We start from the raw sequence: 12,762 nt of genomic DNA on the forward strand, positions 1-12,762 counted from the left end.
ATATTATGTTAGCAATCCGACTATCGCGTGGCGGCTCTAAAAAACGTCCGTTCTACCATGTAGTTGCAACTGACAGCCGCAATGCTCGTGACGGCCGTTTCATCGAGCGTCTTGGGTTTTTCAACCCTATTGCGCGCGGTCAAGAAGTTGAACTGCGCCTAGATGTTGAGCGCATCGAATTCTTACAATCGCGCGGCGCGCAATTAAGCGATCGCGTCAAAAGCTTAGTCAAACAATACAAAGCGGCTAACCAAGCCTAATGAAACACAATCACGCTCAAATTACATTGGGGCGTATTGTGGGTGTTCACGGGATTCGCGGCTGGGTGAAACTGCACTCAGACTGCCGACCCCGTGAAGCCATTTTAGGCTACCGCGAATTCATCGCCACCCGCCCCAATGGCGACAGCTTTACCCTCAAGCTCAATACCGGGCGCGAGCAAGGCAAATCGATTGTCGCGCATTTCACCAATTATAACGACCGCGATGCCGCCATGCAGCTTATCGGTCTCAATCTAAGCATCAAACGCGAGCAACTGCCTGCGACTGCGGCAAACGAATTTTATTGGACGGACTTAATCGGACTGACCGTCGTCAATCGCCAGCAGCAAATCTTAGGTAGCGTCGCAGAAATTTTCGAAACAGGCGCCAACGACGTCCTCGTCATTAAAACAGGCGCAGACAAAAAAATCGCCGAACTCCTGATTCCGCTGGTAGTGGGCATCTATGTGGATTCCGCCGACTTTGACAAGCAAATCCTGCATGTGGACTGGGAAAGCGATTGGTCAAACGACAATCCCGCCCAATAAACAACGATGCACATCGATTTCATCAGCATTTTTCCCGAATTAATTGCGCATTGGTTCAGCCAAGGCGTCATCGGGCGCGCCATTGACAAGCAAATCCTGCAATTCTCCTATCATAATCCGCGCCAATACAGCGCAGACCGCCACGGAAGAATTGACGACCGCCCCTTTGGCGGCGGCCCCGGCATGGTGATGCAATATGTGCCGCTAGCGCAAATGGCGGCGCAGTTAAACGCGCAAGCAGAACGCCCTTTTCACGTCTATCTCAGCCCGCAGGGCATGCCTTTTACGCATGAAGTCGCCGCGCAATTAGCGGGCAAACCCCGCCTTGCCTTTTGGTGCGGACGCTACGAAGGTATTGATCAACGCTTTATCGATCAGCATATTGATGCGGAAATTTCTCTGGGCGATTTTGTCTTATCCGGCGGCGAAATCGCCGCTGCGGTCATTACCGACGCGGTCTGCCGCTTGATTGACGGCGTTTTGGGAGACGGACAATCCGCCTGTCAGGATTCCTTCCACGATAAACTTTTAGACCACCCCCACTATACACGCCCTGAAATTGCTGATAAAATCTGCGCCCCTGAAATACTGCTCAGTGGCAATCATGCGCTTATCGCCCGTTGGCGCATGAAACAGGCACTGGGCAGAACGTTTTTACTGCGTCCTGATATTTTTGCTGAACTTAATCTCAGCCGGACGCAGCAAAATTTATTAAATGAATTTTTAGCTGAAACCCATTTTTCTGGAGAGCCGTCATGAGCAACATCATCGACACCCTTGAACAAGAACAATTTAAAACCGATTTACCTGAATTCAATCCAGGCGATACCGTTGTCGTACAAGTCAAAGTACGCGAAGGCAACCGTGAACGTTTGCAGGCTTTTGAAGGCGTAGTTATCGCTAAGAAAAACCGTGGTTTAGGTTCATCTTTTACTGTGCGCAAAATCTCTCACGGCGAAGGCGTCGAGCGCGTTTTCCAAACGCACAGTCCTTTGATTGATTCCGTGAGCGTCAAACGCCGCGGCGACGTACGCCGTGCGAAATTATATTATCTGCGCGGATTGGAAGGCAAAGCAGCGCGTATCAAAGAAAAACTTGATACTAAAAAAGCCGCTGAATAAGGAAAACATGCAGGCACTTGAATTTCAAGACTGTATCTCGCAAATCGCCGCATTGTGTGCAAACGCTTCTGCGGCGATTTTGTCATTCTATGGTCATCAAGATCATATGGGCATTGTCATTAAAGACGACAAATCCCCTTTAACGCAGGCGGATCTTGCCGCCGACCGCATTCTCAACGAAGGCTTGGTCAAGATTGCGTCCATTCCCGTCGTCAGCGAAGAAAATCTTTCCAGCCAAAACCAGTCATTTGAAGACTATTGGCTGATTGACCCCATTGACGGCACAAAGGAATTTATCCGCCAAAGCGATCAATTTTGCATTGCGATTGCGCGCATTTACCGGCACCGACCGATTTTAGGCTTGATTTATTCTCCCACTCAGCGCTGCTATTGGTATGCCGGCGCAGGCATGGGCGCGTATAAAGTAAGCCCGAATCAAGCGCCGCAACGCCTGCACTGCCGCCGTTTCAATCCCGCAGAACCGCGTCTATTGACTGCCGGCATCAATGTCAGCAAGCGCGTGCATCATTTTTTGCAATCGCAATTTGGCGAATATCGGCATGTCAGCCAAGCCAGCGCGCTGAAATTCTGCCGAATGGCGGAAGGCGATGCCGATTTTTACGTCAAACTGTCGCTCGGCGGCAGCGAATGGGATATTGCGGCGGGCGATATTTTGCTTAGCGAAGCCGGCGGTGGTCTTCGCTACTTTCCGCAGCTCGCCGCCATTGAGTATGGCGCGCGCGAACATCTGCAAAATCCACCTTTCCTTGCCTATGGCGCCGGCTTTGACGACAGCCGCATCACCGCTTACTTTCAAGCCATGCAAGCGCTGTTTGCCGCCGAACAGCAGACCTCGCGCACACCGTCGCCATTTTTTTAATCACAGACACACATCATGACTAAAACCGTTGAACTCCTTGCCCCAGCCGGCTCAATCAAAACCATGCGCTATGCTTTTGCCTATGGCGCCGACGCTGTTTACGCAGGCTCCGCCCGCTATTCCTTGCGCATGCGCGGCAATGAATTCACGGATGAAAACCTCAAACAAGGCATTGACGAAGCGCATGCCTTGGGCAAGCATTTCTATCTCACGGTCAATACCCAGCCGCATAATTACAAACTCGATACCGCTTTGCGCGATCTTGCGCCTTCGCTTGCCGCCAAGCCCGATGCGCTGATTATGTCCGACCCCGGGCTGATTATGATTGTCAAAGAAGCCTATCCCGATATGTCCATTCATCTCTCCGTGCAGGCCAATACCGTGAATTGGGCGACCGTGAAATTTTGGCAGCAAAACGGCGTCAGCCGCGTCATTCTGTCGCGCGAGCTCTCGCTGAAAGAAATTGCCGAAATCCGCCAACGCTGCCCCGATATGGAACTGGAAGTATTTGTCCACGGTGCCTTATGTATGGCGTATTCCGGACGCTGTCTGCTTTCAGGCTATTTCAACAACCGCGACCCCAATCAAGGCACTTGCACCAATGCCTGCCGCTGGAAATACAAAACCCATGCCAGCACCGAGGAAGAAGAAGGCGAATTCATCCCCACCCCCGATTTAATCTTCTCTCCCGATTCGTTGAGTGGCATCACGGACAGCCGTGAACGCCACCCTTTGGCTGACGGCGTTTATTATCTGGAAGAAGAAAATCGCCCCGGCGAATATATGGAAATCACCGAAGACGAACACGGCACCTACATCATGAACAGCCGCGACCTGCGCGCGATTGAACACGTCGGCGAACTCGTAAAAATCGGCGTGGACTGCCTGAAAATTGAAGGGCGCACCAAATCCCATTACTATGCCGCCCGCACCGCTCAACTCTACCGCCAAGCGATTGACGACGCTTATGCGGGGCGCGATTTTAATCCCGATCTGAATGAAAAACTGGAAGGGCTGGCGAACCGCGGCTATACGGACGGCTTTTTCGTGCGCCGCCAAATCAAAGCCCAGCAAAACTACGCCACAGGCTCGTCCAATGCCGCCACTCAGCAATTTGTCGGCGAAGTTATCGCCTATGATGCGGAAAAAGGCTTGGCGACCATTGAAGCCAAAAACCATTTCCAAAGCGGCGACCGTGTGGAAATCATCAGCCCCGGCGGCAACCGCGAAATCACCATCGGCAGTCTTTTTGACCGCAAAAACTGCGAAATCGTTCCGGCGGCAAAAGGCAGCGGCTGGCAGGTACAAACCGACATCGGCGAAGTGGATACCTTTACCCTTTTAGCTAAAAATCTTTCTTAAGTCCTATTCATCGGTAAAGCGGTGCGGGCATAAATCTTCTACCGCAAAACTCAGTCTTTGATTCAGCAAGCCTATGCTACACTAAGCCTTTTCATCAAAAAGGAAAACATATGGACTGGAAAGGCGGCAGACGCAGCAATAATGTGCAAGACAGACGCGGCGCCGGTATGAAAGCCGGCGGCATCGGCTTAGGTGGCATCGTTATCATTTTAATCGGTCTCTTCTTTGGTGTGGATTTAAACACCATGTTAGGCTTAGTTCAAAATACCGGCGGTACTTCGCAATACGAACAAAGCGCTCCTAGCGACGCCAAAAGCCAAGAACAGGCACAATTTGTAAAAGTGGTGCTTGGCGCCAATGAAGATCACTGGCAGCAGCAATTTAGCCGTTACGGCATTCAATTTCGCGCACCCACACTGGTATTGTTTAGCAATCAAACACAAAGCGCCTGCGGCACTGCAAGCAGTATGACCGGTCCTTTCTACTGCCCGGCCGATCAGGGTATTTATATTGATCTGAATTTTATTCAAGACATGCGCCGCATGGGAGCAAGCAATAATACGGAAGTCGTCGGCAATTTTGCCCTTGCTTATGTCATTGCCCATGAATTCGGTCATCATATTTCTAACCTGACAGGCGTATTGCCGCAAGCGCACAAAGCGATGAGCCAAGCAGGCAATAAAGCACAAGCCAATGCTATTTCCGTTGCTCTTGAATTGCAGGCAGACTGCTATGCCGGCGTTTGGGCGGCAAATTTAAGCAAGTATAATATTAATGTCAGTCGTGCGGATTTGGAACATGGTTTGCAAGCAGCGTCCGCAGTAGGCGATGATCGCATCATGGCTTCGGCAGGACGCAGCATCAATCCCGAAAATTTTACCCACGGCAGCGCGCAGCAACGTATGGAATGGTTTGCTCGAGGCTTGCAAAGTGGCGATATGCAAAGCTGCGATACTTTCAAATAACACCTCCAAAAAAATCAACCGCCTAATCGGCGGTTGATTTATAGGCAAGTCATATTATTTCACGCCATTGTTACAAATGAAATAATATAGATATTTTCTTAACGCAGGCTATGTAAAAAGTGCATATGGCGATGATACTGAGCGACGATGTCATTAATAACGCCTTCAGTGCTCCATCCCATAATATCGTAATCCTGACCGCCTTCACCCAAATGTACTTCAGCACGATAGTAGGTCTGCGTATCATTGATTTCAGCTTCGCTGTCTTCATCTTCATTTTGCACAAAACCGGGCTGCGCATGTCCTGCCACACGCACTTTATAGATAAAATCGATTTCATCGCCATGATTAGTCTGCAACACTACGCTGCCGCTTTTTTCATTCAGCACTCGCGCATCCACGCCTAAATTACGTAATTCTGCCGCAACATTATCACAGGCTTTTTTAACCGTCGTATCAATAAAACGGCTGACCGTTTGGCGGCTCGGAAAATCCATAATAAGCTGCAAACGCTCGCGCCACACACCGTCTCCTTGAGCAGGCAAAGGCATACTTAAATTCTGCTGCAAAATCTCCTGCTTCTGCGCATCAATATTCAAAGCTTTCAGCAGACCATACAGCGCTACCATCAACACAGTAACAAAAGGTAAAGCGCTAGCAATCGCCATTGTCTGTAAAGCACCGAGTCCGCCGGCTAATAACAAGGCAATTGCCACCATGCCCGCACCTAAAGACCAAAATAGGCGATAGCGCACGCCCTTGCTTCCTTTACCATGCGAACAAAGCATATCCATAACCAAGGCACCCGAGTCCGCGGAAGTGATGAAAAACACCACAATCATCAACAGTGCCACATAGCTAAATATGCCGGATAAAGGTAATTGCTCTAAAAAGGCAAACAGCGACAACGAAACATCTTGCTCGATTACTTGACCCAAAATAGCATTCCCTTGATTTAAAATCATATCAATCGCGGAATTGCCAAACACGGTCATCCATAAGAAAGTGAAACCCGCCGGCACAAATAAGACACCTAACACAAATTCGCGAATAGTCCGACCGCGTGAAACACGCGCGATAAACAAACCGACAAATGGTGCCCAACTTACCCACCAGCCCCAATAGAGAATCGTCCAACCGCCAAACCAATCGGTTTTATCATAAGCATAAAGATTAAACGTCATGCTCACAATGCTGGAAATATAAGAACCTACATTCTGTACATAGGCTTGTAATAAAAATACGGTTGATCCGGCAAGCAACACAAACAGCATCAATACCACTGCCAAACCCAAATTTAACTCGGATAAAAATTTCACTCCCTTATCCAAACCCGACATCACAGAGATCGTTGCCAAAGCACAAATCACTGCAATTAAAATCACTTGACTTGCCGTTCCGACCGGAACAAAAGAGAACAGATGATTAATTCCCGTATTCACCTGTAAAGCGCCGTAACCAAGAGAAGTTGCCAAACCGAAGAGCGTACCTACCACAGCAAAAATATCCACTGCATGGCCAATCGGTCCGTAAATTTTATCGCCAATCAGCGGATACAAAGCCGAACGTAAAGTCAGCGGCAAATTATGACGGTAAGCAAAAAAAGCCAAAATTAAAGCCACTACCGCATACACCGCCCAAGCATGTAAACCCCAATGGAAAAACGTCAACTGCATCGCCTGACGTGCCGCATATATCGTGCCGCCCTCACCATGCGGAGGCGTTAAAAAGTGCATGACAGGTTCAGCGACACCAAAAAACATCAAACCAATTCCCATACCGGCAGAAAACAGCATCGCAAACCAAGAGAGATTGCTGTAATCCGGACGTGAATGATCCGGTCCTAATTTGATATTGCCTAAACGAGACAATCCTAAATAAACGCTAAATAATAAAATTAAAGCAACCGTTAACACATAATACCAGCTGGCATTATCTACAATCATCGCTTGTAGTGCTTTAAAAGTCTTATCCGCTAATTCAGGCAATAAAATTGCAAATAAACTAATACATGCAATCAATCCTGCCGAAATCAGAAAAACCGCGGAATTCAGACCATGCTTATGCAGTTTTTGCATAGGTGTACTCATATCTATTCCTTCAAAATTTTTAAATATCAAAGCTATCTTCTGCTCTCTATACTTCAAAATAAAATCTCATCGCTGACTTATGCTATAAATAAGCTGCTTAGATTCAAGCTTGAAGTGCAACATTTAATAGACAAGAGAGAAGATGTAAGAGGCGCAGTGTTGCACTTGCTCATCAACTCTCACCTATCAGAACGTCATGAATACTACACACATCTTACACAAGACAAAGGTATCAAATATTCGTGCTCAAGAAAAGCGCTTACTCATATAGGGCAGATTCAAATATGAAGTGCAACGCACCCAAAGCTAACTTTAACCTCCAATGGCGTCATAAAGCCTAGCACCTTACGAGGACGATTATTCAAATTGTCCTCTATCTCTTTGATGTATTCAGCGCAGAGATTATCGAGTCTCACAGACTTCGGCAAAAATTGCCGAATCAATCCGTTGAGGTTCTCATTACTCCCTCTCTCCCAAGAGTGATAAGGTCCGGCAAAAAATATCTCGGCATTGAGTGCTTCAGCTATCTGTTCATGCTGAGAAAATTCTTTGCCATTATCAAAAGTAATCGTGCAAACCTTTTCAGCATTAAGTATCTCTATACAAGCTTGTGCCACTTGTTCGGCTTTACGATGCTTCAATGCTTTGAGTTTGACTTCTCTTGTTGTTCTTTCTACAAGAGTCACTAATGCTCCTTTGTGCTTATAACCAATGACCGTATCACCTTCATAATCCCCTAAGCGCCTACGCTGTTCTACTATTTCCGGGCGTTCTGAAATATCTACTCTGTTGGGAATGTGTCCGCGTCTGTCATGAGCTTTGAAGCCACGTTTGCGGTAGGTTTTCTGACTACGCAGATGACGATATAAGTCTCCGCCTGATTTCTTGTCTGCATAAATATAGCGATAAATGCTTTCATGACTGGGAACATGTTGCCAACCCAGTCGTTTAAGACGCCCTGTCATCTGTTCGGGAGAATATTTTCTCTCAATCAGATGATTGATGTAGGCTTTGGCAAAATCACTGAGTTGATAAGCGTTTTGCTTTTTACGATCTTGTGCCATTTCTTGAGCCTGCAGCGGTCGATAAGCTCTTTTACCTGTATTGCGTTTAATCTCTCGGCTGATGGTATAGTCAAAGAAGTGAAAAAGTATTACGGCGTTGGCTCGCCTTGCCGTACGCTCTTGTACTGTCTGCAGCTCGCCGCCTTGTACTACTTTTTCACTTCTCCGACTATAGATTTATGGCAGCCCACGATATTGGCTATTTCGCTATATGAATAAGCGCTTTTCTTAAGCACGGATATTTATACCTTTGTTCTTGTGTAAGATATGTATAGTGTTTCATAACGTTCTGATAGATAAGAGTTGATGAGCAAGTGCAACACTGCACATCTTACATCTTCTCTCTTGTCTATATAAACGTTGCACTTCAAGCTTGAGAATCTAAGCTCTTTTTTATTTCCTTGACTATAGGTTTTATGACGCCATTGGAGGTTAAAGCTAGCTTTGGACGCGTTGCACTTCACACTTGAATCTGCCTCCCAAAAAATCAAAGACTATCTGATAAGGATCAGATAGTCTTTTAGAAAACTTTTTGTGCCTTAGGTTAGTAGCCTAAAACTATTTTAAATTTTGAACATCCTCGAAAGAAGTTTCGCCTTCAACGCTTAAATCCTCTTTCAGTGCAGAAAAAATGCCCTCACCTATTCCTTTAACCAAAACGATATCTTCAATTTTGGCAAAATCTCCATTAGCTTCACGATACTCTACAATTGCTTTAGCTTTAACCTCGCCAATATTTTTGAGCTGAGACAGTTCTTCTACCGTAGCCGTATTGATATTGACCTTAGCAGATACCGCAGCCGATAAGCCCAATAAGACCAACACTCCCACTGCTTTAGTTAAAGTTTTTTTAAACAACATAATGTACTCCTCAATTATTTTCCAAATTATGATGGTTATGAGCTCCAAGCTCTAAGCTCTAAGCTCTAAGCTCTAAGCTCTAAGCTCTAAGCTCTAAGCTCTAAGCTCTAAGCTCTAAGCTCTAAGCTCTAAGCTCTAAGCTCTAAGCTCTAAGCTCTAAGCTCTAAGCTCTAAGCTCTAAGCTCTAAGCTCTAAGCTCTAAGCTCTAAGCTCTAAGCTCTAAGCTCTAAGCTCTAAGCTCTAAGCTCTAAGCTCTAAGCTCTAAGCTCTAAGCTCTAAGCTCTAAGCTCTAAGCTCTAAGCTCTAAGCTCTAAGCTCTAAGCTCTAAGCTCTAAGCTCTAAGCTCTAAGCTCTAAGCTCTAAGCTCTAAGCTCTAAGCTCTAAGCTCTAAGCTCTAAGCTCTAAGCTCTAAGCTCTAAGCTCTAAGCTCTAAGCTCTAAGCTCTAAGCTCTAAGCTCTAAGCTCTAAGCTCTAAGCTCTAAGCTCTAAGCTCTAAGCTCTAAGCTCTAAGCTCTAAGCTCTAAGCTCTAAGCTCTAAGCTCTAAGCTCTAAGCTCTAAGCTCTAAGCTCTAAGCTCTAAGCTCTAAGCTCTAAGCTCTAAGCTCTAAGCTCTAAGCTCTAAGCTCTAAGCTCTAAGCTCTAAGCTCTAAGCTCTAAGCTCTAAGCTCTAAGCTCTAAAAATTAGAACATAAACGTAAGAGATTTTAAACTTAACAAAAAGCAATAAATAAAAAAGCCCCTGTATTACTACAGGGGCTTCGAATAAAAACCTGACATTGACCTACTCTCACATGGGGAGACCCCACACTACCATCGGCGATGCTGCGTTTCACTTCTGAGTTCGGCATGGATTCAGGTGGGACCACAGCTCTATGGATGTCAGGAAAACCGGTTACTTCAATTTATGTATCGATCACTTTCTTACCGATACTTCAACGTAATTCTTTAAGCTTCAAAATAACTTGAGCGTTGTATGATCAAGCCTCACGATCAATTAGTACTCCTTAGCTGCATACATTACTGCACTTCCACATGGAGCCTATCAACGTCGTCGTCTTCAACGGATCTTTAGAGACCTTTAAGGTCTAGGGAGATCTTATCTTAGGAGGGGCTTCCCACTTAGATGCTTTCAGCGGTTATCCCTTCCGAACATAGCTACCCAGCAATGCCATTGGCATGACAACTGGTACACCAGAGGTTCGTCCATTCCGGTCCTCTCGTACTAAGAACAGCTTCCTTCAAATCTCCAACGCCCACGGCAGATAGGGACCGAACTGTCTCACGACGTTCTGAACCCAACTCGCGTACCACTTTAAATGGCGAACAGCCATACCCTTGGGACCTGCTACAGCCCCAGGATGTGATGAGTCGACATCGAGGTGCCAAACTCCTCCGTCGATATGGACTCTTGGGAGGAATCAGCCTGTTATCCCCGGAGTACCTTTTATCCGTTGAGCGATGGCCCTTCCATTCAGAACCACCGGATCACTAAGACCTACTTTCGTATCTGCTCGACTTGTCTGTCTCGCAGTTAAGCGGGCTTCTGCCTTTGCACTCTTGGTACGATTTCCGACCGTACCGAGCCCACCTTCGCACTCCTCCGTTACTCTTTAGGAGGAGACCGCCCCAGTCAAACTACCCACCAGACACTGTCTGAGATCCCGATTCAGGGACCGTCGTTAGAACATCAAAATACGCAGGGTGGTATTTCAAGGTTGGCTCCACAAAAACCAGAGTTCTTGCTTCATAGCCTCCCACCTATCCTATGCAACGTATTTCAATGTTCAGTGTCAAGCTGTAGTGAAGGTTCACGGGGTCTTTCCGTCTTGCCGCGGGTACACTGCATCTTCACAGCGATTTCAACTTCACTGAGTCTCGGGTAGAGACAGCGCCGCCATCGTTACGCCATTCGTGCAGGTCGGAACTTACCCGACAAGGAATTTCGCTACCTTAGGACCGTTATAGTTACGGCCGCCGTTTACCGGGGCTTCGATCAAGAGCTTGCACCCCATCAATTAACCTTCCGGCACCGGGCAGGCGTCACACCCTATACGTCCACTTGCGTGTTTGCAGAGTGCTGTGTTTTTGATAAACAGTCGCAGCGGCCTATTCTCTGCGGCCTCCAACAGCTATTCACCGTCAGAGGCATACCTTCTCCCGAAGTTACGGTATCATTTTGCCGAGTTCCTTTACCCGAGTTCTCTCAAGCACCTTAGAATTCTCATCCTACCCACCTGTGTCGGTTTGGGGTACGGTCAAACAATATCTGAAGCTTAGAGGCTTTTCCTGGAAGCAGAGCATCAACCACTTCGTCTCCGTAGAGACTCGTCATCACGTTTCAGTCTTAAATACCCGGATTTTCCTTGGTATTCAACCTATGCGCTTAAACACACGTCCAACAGTGTGCTGGCCTAGCTTTCTCCGTCCCCCCATCGCAATATTGTTCGGTACAGGAATATTAACCTGTTTCCCATCGACTACGCTTTTCAGCCTCGCCTTAGGGACCGACTCACCCTGCGCCGATTAGCGTTGCGCAGGAACCCTTGGGTTTTCGGTGTGCGGGTTTTTCACCCGCATTATCGTTACTCATGTCAGCATTCGCTCTTGTGATACCTCCAGCATTCTTCTCAAAACACCTTCATCAGCCTACACAACGCTCCCCTACCACACACGCTTTCGCGTGCATCCGCAGCTTCGGTATACAGTTTAGCCCCGGTAAATCTTCCGCGCAGGACGACTCGACTAGTGAGCTATTACGCTTTCTTTAAAGGGTGGCTGCTTCTAAGCCAACCTCCTAGCTGTCTTCGCCTTCCCACTTCGTTTCCCACTGAACTGTAATTTGGGGACCTTAGCTGGCGGTCTGGGTTGTTTCCCTCTTCACGACGGACGTTAGCACCCGCCGTGTGTCTCCTGTGGTAAAACTTTACGGTATTCAGAGTTTGCATCGGTTTGGTAAGTCGGTGTGACCCCCTAGCCGAAACAGTGCTTTACCCCCGTAAGTCAATCCACAAGGCACTACCTCAATAGTTTTCGGGGAGAACCAGCTATCTCCGAGCTTGTTTAGCCTTTCACTCCTATCCACAGGTCATCCCCGCATTTTTCAACATGCGTGGGTTCGGTCCTCCAGTTGATGTTACTCAACCTTCAACCTGCCCATGGATAGATCGCCCGGTTTCGGGTCTACACCCAGCGACTCAACGCCCTATTCAGACTCGCTTTCGCTTCGGCTTCCTTAATCAGTTAACCTCGCCACTGAATGTAACTCGCTGACCCATTATACAAAAGGTACGCCGTCACATATCTACATATGCTCCGACTGCTTGTATGCACACGGTTTCAGGTTCTATTTCACTCCCTTCACCAGGGTTCTTTTCGCCTTTCCCTCACGGTACTGGTTCACTATCGGTCGACAACGAGTATTTAGCCTTGGAGGATGGTCCCCCCATGTTCAGACAGGATTTCACGTGTCCCGCCCTACTCGATTCACCAACTTGTCTTTCGTATACGGGGCTATCACCCGCTATGGCCACGTTTCCCAACGTGTTCTACTAGATGTTGCCGGCTTAATTGGGCTGCTCCGCTTTCGCTCGCCGCTACTGACGGAATCTCAG

The 12,762-nt window shown here is 47.5% G+C and carries 10 protein-coding genes, 2 rRNA genes and 1 pseudogene (1 of these 13 running past the window's edge); 7 read left to right on the forward strand and 6 right to left on the reverse strand.

All coding sequences use genetic code 11. From position 1 onward, the window contains the following. Positions 1-5 precede the first annotated feature (5 nt). The 7 genes from rpsP (at position 6) to ypfJ (ending at position 5,136) form a co-directional block, all read left to right on the forward strand. Positions 6-260, forward strand: coding sequence for a 30S ribosomal protein S16 (gene rpsP / locus DYC63_RS03330; RefSeq protein WP_115217927.1), 255 nt, complete (start codon positions 6-8; stop codon positions 258-260). Next, positions 260-808, forward strand: a complete 549-nt coding sequence (gene rimM, locus DYC63_RS03335) for a ribosome maturation factor RimM (RefSeq protein WP_115217928.1) — start codon at positions 260-262, stop codon at positions 806-808. The genes rpsP and rimM overlap by 1 nt, the downstream gene beginning before the upstream one ends. Positions 809-814: 6 nt before the next feature. Further along, the gene (trmD, locus tag DYC63_RS03340) at positions 815-1,567 is read left to right on the forward strand and encodes a tRNA (guanosine(37)-N1)-methyltransferase TrmD (RefSeq protein WP_115217929.1); all 753 of its coding nucleotides are present in this window, start codon (positions 815-817) and stop codon (positions 1,565-1,567) included. After that, positions 1,564-1,929: a 50S ribosomal protein L19 gene (gene rplS / locus DYC63_RS03345; RefSeq protein ID WP_115217930.1), complete on the forward strand. Its 366-nt coding sequence runs from the start codon at positions 1,564-1,566 to the stop codon at positions 1,927-1,929. Before trmD ends, rplS begins: the two co-directional genes overlap by 4 nt. 7 nt (positions 1,930-1,936) lie before the next feature. Continuing rightward, the gene (locus DYC63_RS03350) at positions 1,937-2,809 is read left to right on the forward strand and encodes a 3'(2'),5'-bisphosphate nucleotidase CysQ family protein (RefSeq protein ID WP_115217931.1); all 873 of its coding nucleotides are present in this window, start codon (positions 1,937-1,939) and stop codon (positions 2,807-2,809) included. Positions 2,810-2,824: 15 nt separating this feature from the next. Continuing rightward, the gene (gene trhP / locus DYC63_RS03355) at positions 2,825-4,171 is read left to right on the forward strand and encodes a prephenate-dependent tRNA uridine(34) hydroxylase TrhP (protein WP_115217932.1); all 1,347 of its coding nucleotides are present in this window, start codon (positions 2,825-2,827) and stop codon (positions 4,169-4,171) included. Positions 4,172-4,281: 110 nt separating this feature from the next. Next, positions 4,282-5,136, forward strand: coding sequence for a KPN_02809 family neutral zinc metallopeptidase (ypfJ, locus tag DYC63_RS03360; RefSeq protein ID WP_115217933.1), 855 nt, complete (start codon positions 4,282-4,284; stop codon positions 5,134-5,136). A 98-nt stretch (positions 5,137-5,234) separates the two neighbouring features. Here the strand turns inward: ypfJ and DYC63_RS03365 are convergent, their stop codons facing one another. The 6 genes and pseudogenes from DYC63_RS03365 to DYC63_RS03390 form a co-directional block, all read right to left on the reverse strand. After that, entirely contained in the window at positions 5,235-7,226 is a 1,992-nt protein-coding gene (locus DYC63_RS03365) for a BCCT family transporter (protein WP_115217934.1), read from the reverse strand. A 278-nt stretch (positions 7,227-7,504) separates the two neighbouring features. Beyond that, positions 7,505-8,467: an IS30 family transposase gene (locus DYC63_RS03375; protein ID WP_115217936.1), complete on the reverse strand. Its 963-nt coding sequence runs from the start codon at positions 8,465-8,467 to the stop codon at positions 7,505-7,507. Beyond that, positions 8,464-8,573 (reverse strand): annotated as a pseudogene (locus tag DYC63_RS13685) (helix-turn-helix domain-containing protein); the annotation flags it as partial. The gene DYC63_RS03375 and the pseudogene DYC63_RS13685, both read right to left, overlap by 4 nt. A gap of 275 nt (positions 8,574-8,848) precedes the next feature. Beyond that, complete coding sequence (locus tag DYC63_RS03380) at positions 8,849-9,151, reverse strand: ComEA family DNA-binding protein (protein WP_115217937.1); 303 nt, start codon at positions 9,149-9,151, stop codon at positions 8,849-8,851. Positions 9,152-9,919: 768 nt separating this feature from the next. Beyond that, positions 9,920-10,035, reverse strand: a 5S ribosomal RNA gene (gene rrf, locus DYC63_RS03385). 89 nt (positions 10,036-10,124) lie between these two features. Next, positions 10,125-12,762: ribosomal RNA gene (locus DYC63_RS03390) — 23S ribosomal RNA — on the reverse strand (it continues 220 nt past the right edge of the window).

The sequence above is a fragment of the Suttonella indologenes genome (genome assembly GCF_900460215.1).
Taxonomy (GTDB): Bacteria; Pseudomonadota; Gammaproteobacteria; order Cardiobacteriales; family Cardiobacteriaceae; genus Suttonella; species Suttonella indologenes.